This is a genomic window from Streptomyces sp. NPDC045470 (assembly GCF_040646595.1).
Lineage (GTDB): Bacteria > Actinomycetota > Actinomycetes > Streptomycetales > Streptomycetaceae > Streptomyces.
Genome location: NZ_JBEZAN010000006.1, coordinates 207,777 through 227,807, shown reverse-complemented (window position 1 = coordinate 227,807; position 20,031 = coordinate 207,777). Strand labels below are relative to the sequence as shown.

Sequence of the window (20,031 nt, the reverse complement as noted above, 5' to 3'; positions counted from 1 at the left end):
TCCCCTGCCGCCCTTCTCCTGCCCCCCTGTCTCTTCCTCTCCTCCTCTACGCGCTACCGCGCGCGGCCGAAGCCTGCCCTTGTCCCTGCTCCCGCCCCTGCCCGGGCAGCTCCAGCTCCTCGGGGCGCTCCCGTGCCCGCTGGTACGGAATGAGCGGCCAGGCCGCCTCGACTATCGCCCCCGGGTCACCGGAGCGGCGCAGATACTTCTGGAACGACGCGGCCTGCTCGGCAGCCGCCTCCTCCTGGAGGGCGTGCAGCGCGGCGAGCGCCGTCCCGGCCACCGCGGGATGCCGCTCGCCGATCCGGCGCGCCACACCGGCCGCGGCCACCGCGTCCGCGCCCGCTTCGTGCGCCGCCTCCAACGGGACGCCGTAGTGCCGGCAGAGGGCCTGGAGGGTCCGCTTGCCCTTGCGGTAGCGGTCCACGTGCTTGTCCAGCACCAACGGGTCGATGACCGGGGCGGGCGGCCGGCCGAGCCGCTCGGCCGGGGTCGGCAGGCCGTAGCGTCGGCACTCGCGGTCCAGCAGCGAGAGGTCGTAGCGCGCGTTCATCACCACGAGCGGGAGGCCCGCCTCCAGCGCCGCGGCGAGCGCGGTGGCGATCTGCTCGACGCCCTCCGCCGCCGCCTGGCCGTGCGCCCGCACATGAGCGGTCGTCATCCCGTGTATGGCCGCCGCCTCCTCGGGCACCGGCACGCCGGGGTCGAGCAGCCAGGTGTTCCGCAGCGCCTCCCGGCCGTCCGCGTCCAGCCTTATCAGCGCGGCGGTGACGATGCGGTCCCGCTCGACGTCCGTGCCGGTGGTCTCCAAGTCGAAACTGACGAGCAGCCCTTGATGCCAGCCCATGACGGCCTCCTTCGGTGTTGCTTCCCCCGTGTTCCCCTACTCTCCCACGCGACACTGACAACGCCCCGGCTCCCGCCCGCTTCCCGGCGGCCGGGCGCCCCGGCGGGCCGTCCCCTCACGACACCGGCCGCGAGTCCGCCCACACGTTCTCGAACTCCTCCCGGTACGTCTCGAAGAGGCCGCGGTCGTCGTCCCGGTCCGGATCCTGGCGCAGTACCTCGCGGCCGCCGCCGCGCAGGACGAGGACCGGTGACTCCATGCCCCGGCTCCGCCGGAGGTACGGCTGGACGACGGCCACGCCGTCCGGACCGTCCCCGTCCACCAGATAGGCGGTGAAGCGGGGCGTCTCGTCGAAGACCTGGATCTCGAAGGCGCCGGGGTCGTGCAGCCGGGACCGTACCCGCCGCATGTGCAGGATGTTCATCTCGATGGAGCGGCTCATCTCGCCCTTCTTCAGCCCCAGTTCCCGCTCGCGGCGGCGGACCGCGCTGCTGGCGGGGTTGAGGAAGAGGAGCCGGACCCGGCAGCCGGACTCCGCGAGGCGGACCATGCGGCGCCCGGAGTAGTTCTGTACGAGGAGGTTGAGGCCGATGCCGATGGCGTCCAGGCGCCGGGCACCGCCGAAGAGGTCCTCGGCAGGCAGCTGCCGCTGGAGACGCACCCGGTCGGTGTGGACGCCGACGACGTCCGCGTACCGGTCGCCGACGAGGTCCTCCACGGCGTCGATGGGCAGCCGCCCGGCGGTGCGGGTGCCGATGCCGGAGCCCAGTATCTCCAGCAGCCGGGCGGAGGCCCTCTCCGCCTGGGCGAGGACGGTACCGGTCAGGGCGCGGTTGCGGGAGACGATGTTGCGGGCCACCTCCAGCTCGTCGAGGGCCAGCTCCACCTCCCGCCGGTCGTCGAAGTACGGCTCGAAGCAGGGCCAGTGCTGGACCATCAGCTCGCGAAGCTGCGGCAGGGTCAGGAAGCTGAGGATGTTGTCGTCGGCGGGGTCGAGCAGATATCCCTTGCGGCGGCTGACCTCGCGGACCGCGACCGCCCGCTGGACCCACTCCTGGCCGGTGGGACCGGCCGCGGCGATGACCCATTCGTCGCCGTGCACGGGTTCGTAGACGGGCAGCAGCACGGCCGCCACGACGGCCCGCAGCCGCTGTTCGACGAGGTTCAGCCAGATGTAGGCGCGCCCGGCCCGCCGGGCGCGGGTGCGCACCTCGCTCCAGGCTTCGGCGCCCCAGTCCAGCTCCGCGCCGATCTCCATCGGCCGGGCCAGGGACACCGCCCCGGGCGGGGCGTCGACGGAGCCGCCCTCGTGTCCCTCGTGACTGTCCTGGCCGTCATGGCCGTCGTCACCAGGGGGCAACTCCAGCCCGCCCGAGCTCACCTGCGCACCGCCTTCCGAACCCCCGTGCCAACGATCAAGGCAGACTACTGCGGGTCCGGGAGGCGGTGCAGCAGGATGGATCGAGTCCCCGGCCAACTCCCCTTATTCGACGTGACCGTTGTGTCCGGAAAGCTCGGGCGGAGTGAGCGGATTCATAGCGGTGACGTCCCGGGGGGCGAGCTGGAAGCCCTGCCAGTGCACCGGCATGGGTTCCTGGTCCTCGTCCCGGGCGATGTGGTGGTACCCGATGTTGACCCACGCGATGGGGTGGCGCAGCGGCTGTCCGTTGACCCACCGGTCCACGCTGGTGCCCGCGCCGGCTCCGCAGTTCGCCAGGTTGTTGCTGGCGAACTGCTCACACGTGTTGTACTCGGTGAAGAACACGTCGTGCCGGGTGAAGGCGCGTCCGGTGTACTTGCTGGAACGACCGGGGACGATCTCGTACGACCGCGGATGACCGTCCTTGTTCTTGCCGATGTTGCTGACCACCCGCCACCAGCGGGTCGGCCCGGCGTCCCCCGCCAGCTCCTTGGCCACCGGCGTGCGGACCGTCTTCGTCTTGGGGGTCAGCCCGCCGCTCTGCGCGGTGGTCGTCGAGTCGAACTGCTCGACCCGGTTGGCCGACGAGCCGTCCAGCCCGAAGTTCAGCCGCCAGAAGACGTTGTGGCTGTGGCTGGTGGCGTAGTCCTTGGCGCCCTTGCCGATCGGCCAGCCGCGGCCGTCGCCCGCGTCGTAGTCGGCGGGCGAGAGCGTGCCGGTCGCTCCGACCTGCATGTTGATCGTGCCGTCCGCGGAGAAGCGCCACTCGACGATGTATTCGTACCACCCGGTCTTGTTGACCGTGTAGACGAGCAGGTCCTTGCCCTGGAGCTGCTGGATCCTGGTGGTCTCGCCGGGGTAGCGGCCCAGGCGGTAGGCGTGACCGCGGGCCCGGGTGGTGACGCACAGTCCGTTGACGTCCGGGTGGTCCGGGTCCCAGGCGTCCGGCACCTTGACCGATTTGATGGTGCCGCCGGGACACTCGCCCGGGTCCAGTGTCTGGAGTCCCTGGGCGAAGCTCTGGCCGGTGAGGTCGTCGTACTCGTTGCCGCCGTCGTCGTAGGGGACGTGGATCTGCGCCAGTTTCGCGCTGGTCAGCACCTGGATCGGGCGGGGCTCGTTCCTGGGCTGGTACGAGACGTTGTCCAGAACCAGCCCGGCGTTCGCGTCGTAGTGCCAGCACATGCGCCAAGTGGTGCCGGCTTCGAGGGTCTGCGTGATGCTGTACGGGGTACTGCACCCTGCGGCGGTGGCCGCGGGCGGAGACGGCGGGGACGCCGAGGACACAGCCCGGGCGGCGGCCGGTCCGCTCGTCAGGGCGGCCGTACCGAGCAGCAGCGGCGCGGCGAGCAGTGCGGCGCGCCGGAGCCGGGCACGGTGGGTACGGACGGGGGTACGGGCAGGGACACGGGCGCGGCCGTGGCCGACGCGGGCGCGGCGGAAGGGTCTTTCGTGCATGGAAACGCTCCTGTACGGCAGTGGGACACGAGCTTCGGAGTACGCGGGTGCGGGGTGCTGCGCGGTTCCCGCCGGGCGGCGGCCGGCCCGCGGCGGGCCGGGACGCCGTACCGGGGCACGCGCGGGCGGCTCAGCCGAGCCGGCCGACCGTACGGGCGCTCAGGTCGACCACATAGCGCCGGGTGTCGATCCACTGGCCGTCGCGCACCTTGGTGAAGAGCCGGACGCAGCGGTGCTCCCCGCAGGCGCGCAGCTTGGCCGGAGCCGGTCCTTCCGCCTCGCCCCGGTAGACGGAGCCCCGCACGGTGAGCTGGCCGGGACCGGTCAGCTCCTTGCCGGTGGCGTGTTCGTAGTCCTCCCGCAGCCCGGCCCCCTCGGGGGCGGCGATCAGCAGCCCGGCCGCGGTCTCGCTCTCGGCCCGGTTGGGCGGCGGCTGCACCCCGTGCCGGCTGTCGCTCTTCTCCACCTTCCCGGTCGTGAGGTTGACGGTCTTGGTCACGTACGCGTCGGACCGGTAGTCGTAGAACGACACGTTCGCCCGGCGTGGCGGGGCGGCGAGGCCGGTCTCGTCCGGGCCCAGCTCGGCCAGGCCGGTGGTCAGCCGCTCCGGGCCCGCTCTGCCCTTGACGTCCTCGGTAGCGCTGCGGAACGTACGGGGCGTGGCGAGGGCCTGGGCCCGCGCCACCTCGTCGTCCGTGAGCGGGTCCCGGCCGACGCCCGCGCTGCCCTCCTCGGGCGCGCGTTCCACCGCTCCCGGCCGTACCTGCGACGTCTGGCCGGTTCCGGCCTCCGGTCCTTCGGCCGCGGCGGCCCGGCTCCCCCCGCCGGTGGTCCCCGCGTCCCCTGGCAAGGTCACCGCGGCCAGTACGGCGGTACCCGCCAGCGCCGCGGCCGCGCCCGCCACCAGCTTGCCCAGGTGGCGGTGCATCATGTTGCGCACTGTTCCCCCCTGCTGCCTCATGGTGCTCAGACATATCGGTCGTCCTGTACGACGATCCGACTTCGCTGCGGGTTGCCCATCTTTCGGCGCAGATCGCGCGAAAAACCAGCCGTATTGGGCAGGTTGGAACACGAGACGATCGCAGCACCGTACGCAGCAAACGAACACGGCGACGCATGACCGCCGTGAGGCCCCAAGGCTTCGCGGCGCCCATCGAGGAAGTGGAAGAGTCGACGTATGCAGGTCTGGCCGGGACAGATGTATCCCCTGGGTGCCACGTACGACGGTGCGGGCACCAACTTCGCGGTGTACTCCGAGACGGCGGAACGCATCGAGCTGTCACTGCTGCACGACGACGGCTCGGAGACCGCCGTCGAACTGCGGGAGACCGACGCGTTCGTACGGCACGCCTACCTCCCCGGGATCATGCCGGGGCAGCGGTACGGCTTCCGGGTGCACGGCCCGTACAAGCCGGAGCGCGGCGACCGGCACAACTCCGCCAAACTGCTGCTGGACCCGTACGCGAGGGCGGTCAGCGGCAGCATCGACTGGGACGAGGCGGTGTACGGCTACCACTTCGGCAAGCCGGACAGCCGCAACGACCTCGACTCGGCGCCGCACACCATGACGTCGGTCGTGGTCAACCCGTACTTCGACTGGGGTGACGACCGCCCGCCCCGCACCGACTACCACGAGACGGTGCTCTACGAGGCGCACGTCAAGGGCCTGACCATGCTCCACCCCGACCTGCCGGACGACCTGCGCGGCAGCTACGCGGCGCTGGCGCACCCCGCGGTCATCGAGCACCTGACCGAGCTGGGGGTCACGGCCCTGGAGCTGATGCCGGTCCACCAGTTCGTGCACGACCACCGCCTGGTGGACGCCGGGCTGGCGAACTACTGGGGCTACAACACCATCGGCTTCTTCGCCCCGCACAACGCGTACGCGTCCTGGGGCGACCGCGGGCAGCAGGTGCTGGAGTTCAAGTCGGCGGTACGGGCGCTGCACGAGGCCGGTATCGAGGTCATCCTCGACGTCGTCTACAACCACACGGCGGAGGGCAACCACCTGGGTCCGACGCTGTCCTTCCGCGGCCTGGACAACGCCTCGTACTACCGGCTGGCCGACGACCCCCGCTACTACATGGACACCACCGGTACCGGCAACTCGCTGCTGATGCGCAGCCCGCACGTCCTCCAGCTCATCATGGACTCGCTGCGCTACTGGGTGACGGAGATGCGGGTGGACGGGTTCCGCTTCGACCTGGCGGCGACGCTGGCCCGGCAGTTCCACGAGGTGGACCGGCTGTCCTCGTTCTTCGACCTGGTGCAGCAGGACCCGGTGGTCAGCCAGGTCAAGCTGATCGCCGAACCGTGGGACGTGGGCGAGGGCGGTTACCAGGTGGGGAACTTCCCGCCGCTGTGGACCGAGTGGAACGGCAAGTTCCGCGACACCGTACGGGACCTGTGGCGCGGCGAGCCGCGTACCCTAGCCGAGTTCGGCTCCCGGCTGACCGGCTCCTCCGACCTCTACCAGGGCGACGGGCGGCGCCCGCTGGCCTCCGTCAACTTCGTCACCTGCCACGACGGCTTCACCCTGCGCGACCTGGTCAGCTACGACAACAAGCACAACGAGGCCAACGGCGAGGACAACCAGGACGGCGAGAGCTTCAACCGGTCCTGGAACTGCGGGGCCGAGGGGCCGACCGACGACCCCGGGGTCCAGGAGCTGCGGGCCCGCCAGATGCGCAACTTCATCGCCACGCTGCTCCTCTCGCAGGGCGTGCCGATGCTCAGCCACGGCGACGAGTTCGGGCGCACCCAGGACGGCAACAACAACGCGTACTGCCAGGACAACGAGCTGGCGTGGGTGCGCTGGCCGGGTACGGGCGGGACTGCGGCGTCCGACGGCGCATCGGGCGCGACGGCCGGACCGGGCGCGGACTCGCCGGGCGCCCTGGACGGATCGGGTGCCACCGCCGACCGCGGCGCGGAGGCCGCCGATGGCCCCGGCGCGGACGCCCGGGGGCAGGCCGACGTCCGCGAGGAGGACCGGGAGATGCTGGCCTTCGTCCGGCAGATGGTGTGGCTGCGGCGCGACCACCCGGTCTTCCGCCGACGGCGCTTCTTCCACGGCCGGCCCATGGAGGGCACCCATGACGAGCTGTCCGACATCGCCTGGTTCACCGCGGAGGGTGAGGAGATGCGGCAGCGCGACTGGCAGGCGGCACACGCCAAGTCGCTGACGGTCTTCCTCAACGGCAGCGCGATCACCGAGCCGGGGCCGCGCGGCGAGCGGATCACCGACGACTCCTTCCTGCTGATGTTCAACGCGCACGGCGACGACCGGGAGTTCACCGTGCCCGTCGACCACGGCCGCCAGTGGCAGGCGGTCGTGGACACCGCCCATCCGGAGGTCGTGGCCGACGGCGGCGGCATCAAGGCCCAGGCCGGCGATCACCTCACGCTGCCCGGCCGCAGCATGATGGTGCTCCAGCGGCCCGCCTAGGACGTCCCGGCGCCGGAGGCCGTACAGGGCCGGGAACCGCCTGCGCACGGCGGTGCCCGGCCCCGCCGGAGCGGTCGCGCGGGTACATCGCGCGGCTCCCGCGTCCAGTACGTCTACGCCACCGGCCGTACACCCGGCTCCGCCATTGCGGTGGATCCTGCCGGTTCCGTACGGCCGGGTCCGGTCGCCGTACGGCGTAGTACGCGTGCCCCTGCTCCGCGACGGTCAGTTCGCGCAGGTCCCGGCCATGCCTCCGTACGGCGGCACCCCGCCCCGGGGCGGGCCGGGGCGGGCACGAACGGCTCCCGTCCGGTGCGCCCCTCGCGGCCGGGCCGGTGAAACAACAGGCCGTCCGGCGGGTACGGGTGTTCCCATGACGGCCGATTCCAGTGCGCCACCCACCGCCACTGCGCCCCCCACCGCCACCTACCGGCTCCAGCTCCAGCCGGACCTGCCCTTCGCCACGGCCGAGAAGGCCGTGCCGTACCTCGCCGCGCTGGGCGTCTCGCACCTCCACCTCTCCCCCGTGCTGGAGGCGGTGCCCGGGTCCACACACGGCTACGACGTGGTGGACCACTCGGAGGTACGGGCCGAGCTGGGCGGCGAGGAGGGCCTGCGCGCGCTGGCCGCGACGGCCGCGGCGCACGGACTGCGGCTGGTGGTGGACACCGTGCCCAACCACATGGCCGTCCCGGCGCCGGAGTCGCTCAACGCACCGCTGTGGGCGGTGCTGCGGGACGGCCCCTCGTCCCCGTACGCCCGCTGGTTCGACATCGACTGGGACGGCGGGCACGGCGGACGGGTGCTGCTGCCGGTGCTGGGCGGGCGGCTGGGCGACGAACTGGGGAACATCCGGGTCGACGGCGACGTGCTGCGCTACCACGACCACGCCTTCCCCATCAGGCCCGGCACCGAGCAGCTTCCGCTGCCCCGCCTGCTGGACGCCCAGTGGTACCGCCTCGCCTGGTGGCGGCTGGCCCGCAGCGAGATCAACTACCGGCGGTTCTTCACCATCTCGGAGCTGATCGGCGTACGGGTCGAGGACGAGGAGGTCTTCGAGGCGACCCACACCACGCTCCTGCGGCTGATGCGCGACGGTGTCGTCGACGGGCTGCGCATCGATCACCCGGACGGCCTGGCCGCCCCCGGCGACTACCTCGCCCGGCTGCAGGCCGCCACCGGCGGCCGCTGGACGGTGGCCGAGAAGATCCTGACCGGTCGGGAGAAGCTGCCGCGCGGCTGGCGGTGCGCGGGCACCACCGGCTACGACGCGCTGCGCCACCTGGACGGCCTGTTCGTCTGCCCGCTCGGCTCCGGGCGCCTGTTCAGCGTCTACCGCGACTTCGTCGCCCCGCTCGCGGACGCGGGCGGCGACTGGGAGGAAACCGTCCGCCGCGCCGCCTACGAAGTGGTCACCCACGACCTCGCCGCCGAGGTCGAACGGCTGGTGCGCACCGCGGGCCGGATCAGCGACCGGGCGTCCCACCAGGGCGACCACGCGCCCTGGGCGCTGCGCACCGCCGTCCGCGAACTGCTGGTCCGGCTGCCCGTCTACCGCCCGTACGCCACCGACGGCGCCGGAGTGCGCGACGCGCAGCGTGGCGAGCAGGACGCGGCGATGCTGGCCGAGGCCGCCGCGCGGGCGCGTACGGTCTTCCGCGCGCCGGAGGAGGCGCTGGCCGTGGACCTGGTGCGCGACCTGGCGCTGGGTCTGCTCGGCAACGGCCCGGACTGCGCGGATTTCGCCGCACGCTTCGCCCAGACCTCCTCCGCGCTGCGCGCCAAGTCCGTGGAGGACACCGCCTTCTACCGCTACGTGCCGCTGCTGTCGGCCTGCGAGGTCGGCGCCGACCCGGGGGCGCCGACGGTGGGCGTGGACACCTTCCACGCGTACTGCGCCCGCGTCCAGCGGGACTGGCCGCTGACCTCGACGGTGCTCTCCACCCACGACACCAAGCGCAGCGCCGACGTGCGGGCGCGGATCGCCGTCCTGACCGAATGCCCGGACCGGTGGCGGGAACTGCTGCGCCGGGTGTCCGCCGGGAGCGAGGGGCCGCAGCCGCCGGACCAGCACCTGGCGTGGGTGGCCTGGCAGACCGCCTTCGGCCTCGGCAGGCCGTCCGCCGAACGGCTGATCCCGTCGGTGCTGAAGGCGGTACGCGAAGCGGGGCTGCACACGTCCTGGACGGACCAGGACACCGGGTACGAGGAGGCGGTCGGCGACTTCCTGCGCGCCGGCCCGTGCGGACCGGCGGCGTCCTCGCTGACCGAACTGGCCACCGGACTCGCGCCGTACATCCGTGCCAACGTGCTCGGCGCGGCCCTGCTGCACCTGACCATGCCCGGCGTACCCGACCTGTACCAGGGCACCGAGACCGAGTACAACGCCCTGGTAGACCCCGACAACCGCCGCCCGCCCCGGCTCCGCGCCGACCTGCTCACCGAACTCGACGACGGCGCGGAACCGCAGGACCTGTCCGCCGAAAAGCTGCTGCTGACCGCGACGGCCCTGCGCCTGCGGCGGAGCCACCCCGAGTGGTTCGGCACCGAGGGCACCTACACCCCCCTGCACGCCGACGGCACCGCAGCCGGCCACTGCCTGGCCTTCGCCCGGGCCGGGCGGGTGGTGACGGTGGCCACCCGGCTCTCCCTCCGGCTGGCCGAGGACGGCGGCTGGCGCGACACGGAACTGACGCTGCCGAGCAAGTCTGCGGGCACGGGCGCGGGCACAGGGGCGGGCTGGCGCGAACTGCTCACCGGCCGGGAGCTGCACAGGCCCGTGGTGTGCCTGCGCGAGCTGCTGGGACGGTATCCGGTGGCGCTGTTGGTCGCGGAGGGCTGAGGGGCCTGCGCGTACGGACGGGCCGGAGCGGCGGCTGCTCCGGAGCGGAACCGCGGACTCGGCGGCAGGCGTCGGTGACGGCAGTCCTCTGCCCAACGGCCCGCCGATTCCGAGGAGTACACCTCATGCGCGTCCACCTCAGCGCCGACATGGAAGGCGTCACCGGACTGGTCGACGCGGACGGCGTCCAGCCCGGCGGGCGGGACTACGAACCCGGGCGGCTGATGATGGCGGAGGACGTCAACGCCGCCGTCCGCGGCGCCGTCGCGGCCGGCGCGGCGGACGTGATCGTCAACGACGCGCACGGGCCGATGCGCAACCTGCTCCCCGAGGCCCTGCATCCGGCGGTCCGTCTGATCCGGGGCAGTCCGAAACCGATGGGAATGCTCGAAGGGCTCCCCCCGGGCACGACGCCATGATCCTGGCCGGCCACCACGCGCGGGCGCGCCCGGCGTGCTGAGTCACAGCTTCATGGGCCATGGGATCGAGGACATCCGGCTGGACGGCCGCCCCGTGGGCGAGACCGGCCTGGCGCAGGCCACCGCCGCCGCGCTCGGTGTGCCCGTCGTGGCGCTCACCGGTGACGACGGGGCCTGCGCGGAGATGCGGGAGTGGGACGACCGGGTCGCCACCGTCGCCGTGGCAGTCCGCCTCGGTGGCGGTCGCCTTGCTCGCCATACCGGGGGTGACCTCGGTCGGCAGCCGGACCGTCCGGGCTCGCGGGCCGCTCACCGACCTGTACCGGCTCTTCGGTGCGTGGATGCGGGGCGCGGCTGCACTGACCGACCAGGCGCCGTACTGCCGATCCGTACCGCCGAGCCCTGCCCCTGCCCTTCCGCCGCCCTACCGCCGAGCCGTACTGCCGACCAGCACGCCCCCGGGGGCCTCACCGCCCACCGCCCGGCACCCGGGTCTCGCGGAGGAGCGTGACGAACCGCGCGGCCGCGCCGGTGGGCGGGACTCGGGAGAAGGCGGTGATCTCGCGGCGCCACGGCGGGTCGGTGGGGACGGCGGTGCAGGCCAGGCCGGTCAGCTCGTGGGCGGCGGTGATCAGGACGCCCACGCCGGCCGTGGCCATCCGTACCGCGGTGGACGTGTGCTGCGTACGGACGGCCGTACGGGGCGTGAAACCGGCCCGTTCGCATTCCACGTCCAGCCACCGCCGGCCCGCCAGGACCGGCTCCAGCGCGCAGCGCACCCACGGCCGGTCGGCCACTTCCTCGATCCGGACGGCGGCGCGCCCGGCGAGCGGGTCACCGGGCGGCAGGACCATCACCATCTCCTCCGCGCCCACGACCGTGACGGGGCCCGGCCACTTCTCGGGCCGCGGCCCGACCGCCAGATCGGCGACGCCGCGCTCCATGTGTGCGAACAGATCCTCGGTGGTGGCGTATTCGTGCAGGATAAGGCGCACGCCGCCGTACTCGCGCCCCCAGCGCGCGCAGACCTCCGGGAGCACGCCCACGGCGTGCGCGTGCACCGTCGCGATGTGCAGCTCGCCGCTCTCCGCCCCGGCCGTCGCGAGTGCGGCCCGGCGGGCCTGTTCGGCGCTGCGTACGGCGAGTTCGGCGTGCGGGAAGTAGGCGCGGCCCATGGGCGTCAGCCGGACGCCGCGCGGCATCCGTTCCAGCAGCGGGCCGCCGACCTCCCGTTCCAGGGCCTTGATCTGGTGGGACAGCGCGGACTGGGTGACGTGCAGCAGCTCGGCCGCCCGGGTGAAGGACCCTTCCCCGACAACCGTGACCAGATATTCCATCTGCCGCAGACTCACGCCGACTGCTCCTTCTGCATCCTGTTCCGCAACCTGCCATGAACGTTTCTCATCGTCCCCATGGAAACATTGCCTTGGACTCATGACGGGAGGCGGGCGGAGGCTGACCACATGAGAGACACGCAGCAGGGCGGCGGCAGCAGCGACAGTGGCGGCGAGACCGACGTGATCGTCATCGGTGGCGGTACCGGCGGCTACAGCACGGCTCTGCGGGCCGCCGCCCTCGGGCTACGGGTGGTCCTCGCCGAGCGGGACCTCGTCGGCGGCACCTGCCTGCACCGCGGCTGCATCCCCAGCAAGGCGATGCTGCACGCGGCGGAACTGGTGGACGGCATCGCGGAGGCGCGTGAGCGCTGGGGCGTGAAGGCCACGCTCGACGCCGTGGACTGGGACGCGCTGACCGCCACCCGCGACGGCATCGTGGCGCGTAACCACCAGGGCGTCGAAGGGCACTTGAAGCGCGCCGGGGTGCGTGTGGTGCGCGGCAGCGCGCGCCTGACCGGCCCGCGCTCCGTCTTCGTCGAGGCCCCGGACGGCGGGGAGTTCACCGCCCGGCGCGGCGTCGTCCTGGCCACCGGCTCCCGCCCACGCGGGCTGCCCGGCCTCGTACCCGACGGCCGTACGGTCGTCACCAGCGACGACGCCCTGTTCGCGCCGGGGCTGCCGGGCTCCGTCCTGGTATTGGGCGGCGGCGCGATCGGTGTCGAGTACGCGTCCTTCCACCGGTCGATGGGCGCCCGGGTGACACTCGTGGAGGCCGCGGGCCGGCTGCTGCCCCAGGAGGACGAGGAGGTGAGCCGCCATCTGGCGCGCGGCCTGAAGAGGCGCGGCATCACGGTCCGTACGGACTCGGTGCTGACCGGGGCCGACGTGACGGACGACGGGGTGCGGGTCACCGTCCGTACGCCCGAGGGCGAGGAGACCGTCGGGGCCGAGCGGCTGCTGGTCGCGGTCGGCCGGGTGCCGGTGACCGACGGCCTGGACCTGGCGGCGGCCGGCCTGGCCACCGACGGGCGCGGCTTCGTGCCGCCCGCCGACTGGTCCCGGCTGGAGACCGCCGTACCCGGCGTCCACGTCGTGGGCGATCTGCTGCCGCCCCCGTCCCCCGGCCTGGCGCACGCCTCCTTCGCCGAAGGACTGCTGGTCGCCGAGACACTGGCCGGCGTACCGTCCCGGCCGGTGGACCACGCGACCGTGCCGCGCGTGACGTACTCCTCCCCGCAGACCGCCTCCGTCGGCCTGACCGAGGCCGAGGCACGGGCACGCGGGCTGGCCGTCCGGGTCAACACCCTGCCGCTGACGGCGGTCGCGAAGGGCATGGTGCACGGGCAGGGCGGCGTGGTGAAGGTGGTCGCGGCGGCGGAGGGCACCGGCACCGGGGCCGTACTCGGTGTCCACCTGGTCGGTCCGCACGTCTCGGAAATGATCGCCGAGAGCCAACTGCTGGTGGCCTGGGACGCCGAACCGTCCGACGTCGCCCAGCACATCCACGCACATCCCACCCTGTCGGAAGCGGTCGGCGAGACGTTCCTGACGCTGGCGGGGCGGGGGCTGCATCAGCATTGAGCGGCGCCGCTCCGGCAGGGCGGGCCGTCCGGCGGCCACGGCCCGGCTCCCGCCTGCCCACCGCCTCCCGGAAAAGGAGTTGCGCCACCCCGGCCGCACGTCCACCATCGGCGCGTACGACCCGCACCACCGCGTACGATCCGCCCCGTACGCCCGCGCACGGACGTCCCGTACGCACCCCGGATCTCAGGCAGGAGCAACGGAATGCGCCGAAACCTCGGAACTACTCAGCGCCCTTACCGGACGACAGTTCTCGAGGTCTCGACCACCCATGCACACCCTGAACATCGGCATCCTGGCCCACGTCGACGCGGGTAAGACCAGCCTGACCGAGCGGCTTCTGTACGCGACCGGCGCCATCGGGCGGCTCGGCAGTGTGGACGCCGGGGACACCCGGACCGACACCGGCGCCATCGAGCGTGAACGCGGCATCACGATCCGCTCCGCGGTCGCCTCCTTCACCGCGGGTGACGTCCAGGTCAATCTGATCGACACCCCCGGGCACTCCGACTTCGTCGCCGAGGTCGAGCGCGCCCTGGGGGTACTGGACGGCGCCGTGCTGCTCCTGTCCGCCGTGGAGGGCGTACAGGCGCGTACGCGTGTCCTGATGAAGACGTTGCGGCGGCTGCGGCTGCCCACCCTGTTGTTCGTCAACAAGATCGATCGGGCGGGGGCGCGGACCGACGCGCTCGTGGCGGACATTCGCCGTACCCTGGCACCGCACGTCGTCCCGATGGCCGCCGTACGCGACGCGGGCACCCCGGACGCGCGGACGACGCCGCTGCGCGCGCACGGGCCCGCCGCACGGGTTCGGCTGACCGAACTCCTCGCCGACGCCGACGACGACATCCTCGCCCGCGCCGTGGACGGCCCGCCGCCCACTTCCGACGAGCTGCTGGCCGCGCTGGCCGCCCGTACCGCGGACGGCTCGGTGCACCCGCTGTATTTCGGGTCGGCGATCGGCGGGCAGGGGATCGGCGCGCTCGTCGACGGCATGACCCGGCTGATTCCGCCGGTGCCCGGCACCGCCGATGCCCCGCCGCGCGGCACGGTCTTCGCCGTCCGGCGCGAGCCGGGCGGCGGGAAGAGCGCCTACCTGCGGCTCTACGACGGTGAGGTGCGGCCGCGCGGGCCGGTCACCCTGCACCGCCGGGAACCGGACGGCACGGCCGCCCGCGTCGAGGGACGGATCACCGCGCTGGAGGTCGTGGGCCGCCCGCCGGGTGACCGGGCGCCGCTGACGGCCGGGAACATCGCGGTGCTGCGCGGCCTGCCCGGCGTCCGGGTCGGCGACCGGTTGGGCGACGCAGCGCCCGGCGCGCGCCGGGCGGGTGGCGAGGCGCTGTTCTCCCGGCCGACCCTGGAGACCGTGGTGCGCGCCCGGCGCCCGGCGGAAGCCGCCCGGCTGCGCGCCGCGTTGCTGGGGCTGGCGGAGCAGGACCCGCTCATCCACGCCCGTCCGGCCGGCTCCGGTGCCACCTCGGTCCTCCTCTACGGGGAGGTGCAGAAGGAGATCATCGCGGCCACGCTCCTCCAGGACCACGGCATCGCGGCGGACTTCGCACCGAGCCGGGTGGTGTGCGTGGAACGGCTGCTGGGCACCGGCGAGGCGTACGAGGAGATCACCGGACGTGACCACGTGGGCTGGTGGGCGACGGTCGGCCTGCGTGTCGAGCCCGGCCCCCGCGGCTCCGGCCCGCTCTTCGCGTACGAGACCGAACTGGGCGCGCTGCCGCACGGTTTCCATCAGGCGGTGGAGGACACGGTGTACGCGTCGCTGCGCGGCGGGCCGCAGGGCTGGGCGGTCACGGACTGCCGGGTCGTGCTGACCCGTTCCGGTTTCGTGGGGCCGGTGAGCACGGCCGGGGACTTCCGCGGGGTCACGCCGGTCGTCCTGGCGCGAGCGCTGCGCCGGGCCGGTACGCGGGTGTACGAACCGTGCCACTCCTTCGAGGCGGAGGTGCCGCTCGACACCGTCGCCCCGGTCACCGCGCATCTCGCGGCCCTGGGCGCGCAGTTCGACGACGCCTCGGCCACCGGCGGCCGCTGGCTCCTCACCGGCACCCTCCCGGCCCGCCGGCTCCCCGACGCCGAGCGGCGGCTGCCGGGTCTCACCCGCGGCGAAGGCACTTGGTGGTCCCAGCCGGCGGGACCGGCGGGCGACCGGCCGGTGCCGCAGGGGGCGTCGTACGCCTAGGGCACTGCCGACGGGTCTCCGCGGCGTCGCTGCGCCGCGACGCCGCGGAGATCACCCTGGGCACCGTCGTGATCCGGGGTGTGGCGGCCCGGCCGGCTACCCCTCCGTGAGGACGTAGTCCACGCGGCCGAACGCCACGTGGTCGCCGGGGCGGACCAGTACCTCTCCCACCACCCGGCGGCCGTTGACGCAGGTGCCGTTGGTGGAGCCGAGGTCGCGCAGGAACCAGCCGCCGTCCGCGCTGCGCAGTTCGGCGTGGGCGCGTGAGACGGTGTCGTGGTTCAGGCGCAGCCCCGAGCCGGGGGCGCGCCCTATGCGGAGGGGGAACGGGCCCGGCGCGGGCAGCAGCAGTTTCGGCAGCCGCTCGCGGCGCCACGCCCTGCGGACCATGATGTTGAACGACGACACCTTGCCCACCGCGCGCAGCACGACGCCCTCGACCCGGCCCCGGGAGGCCAGGTCGGCGGTGGCCGCGGCGAGTTCGGCGTGCTGCCGGGCGGTGAGCACCAGCTCCAGCCGCCGCAGGAAGGTGTCCTGGGACAGCCTGCCTTGCGCCGCGCCTTCGCGCAGCAGTTCCAAGGCGCGTTCCCGGTCGGCTTCCGACGGGCGTGCCGGTCGGGCCGGGAACTCCAGCGATGTCATGCCGGAGATTGTCCGGTGCCCGCGCGCCGGTGTCCAGCTGGACGGACCGGGGCGGAGCCCGGCGGGAGGCCGGGCGTGCCTGCCGGAAAACCGTGGCGCCGCGCCGGTGGTCGGGGCTACGCTCTGCGCCGGCCCCGGACGAGGAGAGGAGGCGAGCGCCGTGCCGCAGTACCCGTTCCCGCGCTCCCGCTCCGCCCGCCGGGCCGTTCCGGGCTGATCCCGGCCTGTCGGGAGCGCATCGCCTGTCTTCCGAGAGGACCTCATGACCGAATTGGTCATCCGCGCGCTCACCGAGAGCGACGCGTATCTGTTCGACACGCTGGACGATCCCACCGCCGGTCTCGTGGGCCTTCTGCCGTTCGGCCGCCGCTACACGACGGTTGCCCAGGGCGGCCAGTACCGCCCCGAGTGGACGTGGGTCGCGCTGCGCGACGGTGCGGTGGTGGCCAGGGCCGCCTGGTGGGCCGGACCGGAGGACGCCCGGCCCGTCGCCCTGGACCGGCTGGACTTCGCACCGGGCGAGTCGGACGCCGCCGTCCGGCCGCTGCGCACCGCTCCCCTGCACGCCGAGTACGTCCTGCAACTGCCGCCCCGCTGGCGGGAACAGCCGGCGGTACGGGACGCCGCCCGTGCCCGTACGGACGTGGCGGCCGCGGCCGGTCTCGTACCGCTGGTCGAACGGTTCCGCTACACCTGGACGCCCGCGTGCGGGCTCCCGGAGCCGCCGGGGCGGCTGGTGTTCCGGCCCGAGCCCGACGACGGGGTGTTCCTGGACATTCTGCGGCGCGTGGAGACCGGTTCGCTGGACGCCCACGCCCGGCAGGCGATCGCCGAGGGCGGCGTCGAGCGGGCCGCCCGGAAGGAGCTGGACTTCTTCCGCTGGTGCCCGTCGCCGCGTGACTGGTGGCGGGTCGCCTGGACGGCCGGACCCGCGCGCGGCGGCGAGCCCGTAGGGCTGCACGTGCCCGCCCGTAATCCCCAGTCGCCGGTCGTCGGGTTCATCGGCGTCGTACCGGAGCACCGCGGCCGGGGCTACGGCTACGACCTGCTGGTGGACTGCACCCGCCATCTCGCGGAGCACGGCGCGGCTCGGATCATCGGCGAAACGGACCAGCCGAACGTCCCGATGGCGGCGGCTTTCGCCAAGGCGGGCTACCCGATGACGCAGGAGCGTGCATTCTTCGTCTGAGAGACCGTGTCCGGCCGCGGGCCGGACACGGCTCGCAGAGCGGGCGGGGCCTTCTTCGTCCGCCTGGCGGACGAAGGAGGACTGCCGTGCTGTTCGAGGTGTGGGCACCGGACGCCGGACGGGTCGCGCTGCATTTCGTGACGCCCCCCGGCCGGGGCGCCGAAGGGACGGAGGACGAGGATCTCGCCCTCACGACGGGACACGCCGCGGCGACGGGGTACGTCCGCACGGGGCGGGTTCCCGCCGAGCACGTGCCCATGGAGCGCGTTCCCGGCCGTGCGGGGTGGTGGCGGGCCGACGTACCGGCCCGTGACGGTGACCGTTACGGCTTCCGCCTCGATGACGGACCGCTGCTGCCCGACCCGCGCTCGGCCCGGCTGCCCGACGGGCCGGACGGGCCCAGCGCGGTCGTCGAGCACGACCGGTTCGTCTGGCGGCACGCCTGGCCCGGCCGTCCCCTGCCGGGCGCGGTCCTCTACGAGCTGCATCCGGGGACGTTCACCGCGGCCGGCACGTTCGACGCTGCCGTCGAACGTCTGCCGCACCTCGCCGGACTGGGTGTCACCCACCTCGCGCTGATGCCGGTCTGTCCGTTCCCCGGGACACACGGGTGGGGGTACGAGGGGGTCGCCCCCTGGGCCGTGCACGAGCCGTACGGGGGCCCGGACGGGCTCAAGCGGCTGGTCGACGCGGCGCACGGGCACGGCCTGGGCGTCGTCCTGGACGTCGTGCACAACCATCTCGGCCCGTCCGGCAACCATCTGCCCGCCTTCGGGCCGTACTTCACGGAGACCCATCACACGCCGTGGGGCGCGGCGGTCAACCTCGACGCGCCCGGGTCGGACGAGGTCCGCGCGTACTTCATCGAGAGTGCGCTCGCCTGGCTGCGGGACTACCGGATCGACGGGCTGCGCCTCGATGCCGTACACGCTCTGATGGACACCCGGGCCCGCCATTTCCTGGCCGACCTGTCCGCCGCCGTCGACGCGCTCTCCACACACCTGCGGCGACCGCTCTTCCTGATCGCCGAGTCCGACCTCAACGACCCGCGCACCATCACCCCGCGCGCGCACGGCGGTCACGGCCTGCACGCCCAGTGGAACGACGACTTCCACCACAGTCTGCACACCGCGCTGACCGGCGAGTCGCAGGGCTACTACGCCGACTTCGCCCGCGCGCCCCTCGCCGCCCTCGCCAAGACGCTGACCGGCGGCTTCTTCCACGACGGTACGTACTCCAGCTTCCGTGGCCGCCGGCACGGCAGTCCGCTGGACCGGCGCGCCACCGAAGCCCACCGCCTGCTGGCCTACGCCCAGACGCACGACCAGATCGGCAACCGGGCACTCGGGGACCGGCAGGCCGCCGGCCTCTCCCCCGGGCTCGTCGCCTGCGGGGCCGCGCTGGTGCTGTGCTCCCCGTTCACGCCGATGCTGTTCATGGGCGAGGAGTGGGCGGCCCGTACGCCGTGGCAGTTCTTCACCGACCACACGGACCCGGAGCTGGCCGCGGCGGTACGCGACGGGCGGCGCCGCGAGTTCGCCGCGCACGGCTGGCGGGAGTCGGACATCCCCGACCCGCAGGACCCGGCGACACGGGACCGCTCCTGCCTGGACTGGTCGGAGCCGGAGCGCGCGCCGCACGCCGCGCTGCTGGCCTGGTACCGCACCCTGCTCGCGGTGCGCGCCGCCCATCCGTCGCTCACCGATCCGGACATGACGCGCACCGAGGTCACGTACGACGAGGAGGCCCGCTGGCTGGCCCTGCGGCGCGGCCCGGTGCGGGTGGTGGTGCACCTCGGCGGGGACGGCACGGCGGAGGTGCCGGGCGGGAGCGCGCGGGAGCGGGTGCTCGCGGCGTGGCCGGACGCGGACGCGTCGGCGGCCGGCCCGGACGGCGTCCTGAGACTGCCGCCCGAGTCGGCCGCGGTGCTGGCGCGGGAGGAGTGATCTGCTGCCCGCCGGGCGGGGATCAGCGCTGGAACTCCGCTACGAAGGTGTCGCAGAACGCCTTGAGGTCGTCCGGCTTGCGGCTGGTGATGAGCTTGTTGGGGCCGCCGGTGCAGACCTTGACCTGCTCGTCCACCCAGGTGCCGCCGGCGTTCCGGACGTCCGTGCGCAGGCTCGGCCAGGACGTCAGCGTACGGTCGCGCACCACGTCCGCCTCGATCAGCGTCCACGGCGCGTGGCAGATCGCCGCGACCGGCTTGCCCGCGTCGAAGAAGCCGCGGACGAACGCCACGGCCTTCTCGTTCATCCGCAGCGCGTCCGGGTTGGCGACGCCGCCGGGCAGCACCAGTCCGTCGAAGTCGCCGACCTGGGCCTGGTCCACGGTCCGGTCCACGGGGAAGGTGTCCGCCTTGTCCAGATGGTGGAACGCCTGGACCCGGCCGGACTCGGTGGAGACGAGCTTCGGGGTGCCGCCCGCGTCGATCACCGCCTGCCACGGTTCGGTCAGCTCGACCTGCTCGATGCCTTCGGGTGCTACGAGAAACGCCACCTGCATGGCCGTTCATCCTTTGCGCTCGTCTTGCGTACGAAGGGGTGTTCCCTTTGCGGTCTTCTTTTCGCATCCCCGGTCGCAACCGGGCAAAAACGTGCCAAATGGGAGGTGATCCGCCCTAGGACAGCGGGTACCGGGAGGGGCTGGTCCGC

The 20,031-nt window shown here is 73.4% G+C and carries 15 protein-coding genes; 8 read left to right on the top strand and 7 right to left on the bottom strand.

Going from position 1 to position 20,031, the window contains the following annotated elements; all coding sequences use genetic code 11:
- Positions 1-46 precede the first annotated feature (46 nt).
- The 4 genes from AB0A97_RS20120 to AB0A97_RS20105 form a co-directional block, all read right to left on the bottom strand.
- Complete coding sequence (locus AB0A97_RS20120) at positions 47-847, bottom strand: exonuclease domain-containing protein (protein ID WP_361151516.1); 801 nt, start codon at positions 845-847, stop codon at positions 47-49.
- A 115-nt stretch (positions 848-962) separates the two neighbouring features.
- On the bottom strand, positions 963-2,228 hold the full coding sequence (locus AB0A97_RS20115; protein WP_361151513.1) for an SAV2148 family HEPN domain-containing protein: 1,266 nt from the start codon (positions 2,226-2,228) through the stop codon (positions 963-965).
- Positions 2,229-2,330: 102 nt separating this feature from the next.
- Complete coding sequence (locus AB0A97_RS20110) at positions 2,331-3,725, bottom strand: copper amine oxidase (RefSeq protein ID WP_361151510.1); 1,395 nt, start codon at positions 3,723-3,725, stop codon at positions 2,331-2,333.
- A 130-nt stretch (positions 3,726-3,855) separates the two neighbouring features.
- Positions 3,856-4,656: a Tat pathway signal sequence domain protein gene (locus AB0A97_RS20105; protein WP_361151507.1), complete on the bottom strand. Its 801-nt coding sequence runs from the start codon at positions 4,654-4,656 to the stop codon at positions 3,856-3,858.
- Between the two features lie 246 nt (positions 4,657-4,902).
- Between AB0A97_RS20105 and glgX the strand changes: the two genes are divergently transcribed.
- From glgX to AB0A97_RS20085, 4 genes are all read left to right on the top strand, one after another.
- Entirely contained in the window at positions 4,903-7,173 is a 2,271-nt protein-coding gene (glgX, locus tag AB0A97_RS20100) for a glycogen debranching protein GlgX (protein ID WP_361151504.1), read from the top strand.
- Positions 7,174-7,546: 373 nt separating this feature from the next.
- Positions 7,547-10,015 (top strand): malto-oligosyltrehalose synthase, encoded by a 2,469-nt coding sequence (gene treY, locus AB0A97_RS20095; protein ID WP_361151501.1) that lies wholly within the window; start codon positions 7,547-7,549, stop codon positions 10,013-10,015.
- A 125-nt stretch (positions 10,016-10,140) separates the two neighbouring features.
- The gene (locus AB0A97_RS20090) at positions 10,141-10,434 is read left to right on the top strand and encodes a M55 family metallopeptidase (protein WP_361151499.1); all 294 of its coding nucleotides are present in this window, start codon (positions 10,141-10,143) and stop codon (positions 10,432-10,434) included.
- Between the two features lie 52 nt (positions 10,435-10,486).
- On the top strand, positions 10,487-10,945 hold the full coding sequence (locus AB0A97_RS20085; RefSeq protein ID WP_361151951.1) for a M55 family metallopeptidase: 459 nt from the start codon (positions 10,487-10,489) through the stop codon (positions 10,943-10,945).
- On the opposite strand, the gene AB0A97_RS20080 is transcribed toward AB0A97_RS20085, so the two are convergent.
- Positions 10,902-11,786 (bottom strand): LysR family transcriptional regulator, encoded by an 885-nt coding sequence (locus AB0A97_RS20080; protein ID WP_361151496.1) that lies wholly within the window; start codon positions 11,784-11,786, stop codon positions 10,902-10,904. The genes AB0A97_RS20085 and AB0A97_RS20080 overlap by 44 nt on opposite strands.
- Positions 11,787-11,897: 111 nt before the next feature.
- On the opposite strand from AB0A97_RS20080, the gene lpdA reads away from it, so the two are divergent.
- Together lpdA and otr(A) are read left to right on the top strand one after the other, a co-directional pair.
- Positions 11,898-13,352, top strand: a complete 1,455-nt coding sequence (lpdA, locus tag AB0A97_RS20075; RefSeq protein WP_361151494.1) for a dihydrolipoyl dehydrogenase — start codon at positions 11,898-11,900, stop codon at positions 13,350-13,352.
- 271 nt (positions 13,353-13,623) lie between these two features.
- A complete protein-coding gene (otr(A), locus tag AB0A97_RS20070) occupies positions 13,624-15,549 on the top strand; it encodes a tetracycline resistance ribosomal protection protein Otr(A) (RefSeq protein WP_361151492.1) in 1,926 nt (641 codons plus the stop codon).
- A gap of 96 nt (positions 15,550-15,645) precedes the next feature.
- Here otr(A) and AB0A97_RS20065 read toward each other — a convergent pair whose 3' ends face one another.
- Positions 15,646-16,191 carry a DUF1707 and FHA domain-containing protein gene (locus AB0A97_RS20065; RefSeq protein WP_361151490.1) on the bottom strand — a complete coding sequence of 182 codons (546 nt, stop codon included), beginning with the start codon at positions 16,189-16,191 and terminating at the stop codon, positions 15,646-15,648.
- A gap of 262 nt (positions 16,192-16,453) precedes the next feature.
- Here AB0A97_RS20065 and AB0A97_RS20060 point away from each other — a divergent pair, with 262 nt between their 5' ends.
- Positions 16,454-17,380, top strand: coding sequence for a GNAT family N-acetyltransferase (locus AB0A97_RS20060; protein WP_361151488.1), 927 nt, complete (start codon positions 16,454-16,456; stop codon positions 17,378-17,380).
- 86 nt (positions 17,381-17,466) lie between these two features.
- Entirely contained in the window at positions 17,467-19,326 is a 1,860-nt protein-coding gene (gene treZ / locus AB0A97_RS20055) for a malto-oligosyltrehalose trehalohydrolase (protein ID WP_361151486.1), read from the top strand.
- A 22-nt stretch (positions 19,327-19,348) separates the two neighbouring features.
- Here treZ and AB0A97_RS20050 read toward each other — a convergent pair whose 3' ends face one another.
- The gene (locus tag AB0A97_RS20050; protein ID WP_361151484.1) at positions 19,349-19,882 is read right to left on the bottom strand and encodes a type 1 glutamine amidotransferase domain-containing protein; all 534 of its coding nucleotides are present in this window, start codon (positions 19,880-19,882) and stop codon (positions 19,349-19,351) included.
- Between the last annotated feature and the right edge of the window lie 149 nt (positions 19,883-20,031).

Excerpts from the sequence above, each read along its gene's own strand:
- AB0A97_RS20120 (WP_361151516.1), bottom strand. The coding sequence starts at position 847 with ATGGGCTGGCATCAAGGGCTGCTCGTCAGTTTCGACTTGGAGACCACC.
- AB0A97_RS20110 (WP_361151510.1), bottom strand. The coding sequence starts at position 3,725 with ATGCACGAAAGACCCTTCCGCCGCGCCCGCGTCGGCCACGGCCGCGCC.
- AB0A97_RS20105 (WP_361151507.1), bottom strand. The coding sequence starts at position 4,656 with ATGATGCACCGCCACCTGGGCAAGCTGGTGGCGGGCGCGGCCGCGGCG.
- glgX (WP_361151504.1), top strand. The coding sequence starts at position 4,903 with ATGCAGGTCTGGCCGGGACAGATGTATCCCCTGGGTGCCACGTACGAC.
- treY (WP_361151501.1), top strand. The coding sequence starts at position 7,547 with ATGACGGCCGATTCCAGTGCGCCACCCACCGCCACTGCGCCCCCCACC.
- AB0A97_RS20090 (WP_361151499.1), top strand. The coding sequence starts at position 10,141 with ATGCGCGTCCACCTCAGCGCCGACATGGAAGGCGTCACCGGACTGGTC.
- AB0A97_RS20085 (WP_361151951.1), top strand. The coding sequence starts at position 10,487 with ATGGGCCATGGGATCGAGGACATCCGGCTGGACGGCCGCCCCGTGGGC.
- lpdA (WP_361151494.1), top strand. The coding sequence starts at position 11,898 with ATGAGAGACACGCAGCAGGGCGGCGGCAGCAGCGACAGTGGCGGCGAG.
- AB0A97_RS20065 (WP_361151490.1), bottom strand. The coding sequence starts at position 16,191 with ATGACATCGCTGGAGTTCCCGGCCCGACCGGCACGCCCGTCGGAAGCC.
- AB0A97_RS20060 (WP_361151488.1), top strand. The coding sequence starts at position 16,454 with ATGACCGAATTGGTCATCCGCGCGCTCACCGAGAGCGACGCGTATCTG.
- AB0A97_RS20050 (WP_361151484.1), bottom strand. The coding sequence starts at position 19,882 with ATGCAGGTGGCGTTTCTCGTAGCACCCGAAGGCATCGAGCAGGTCGAG.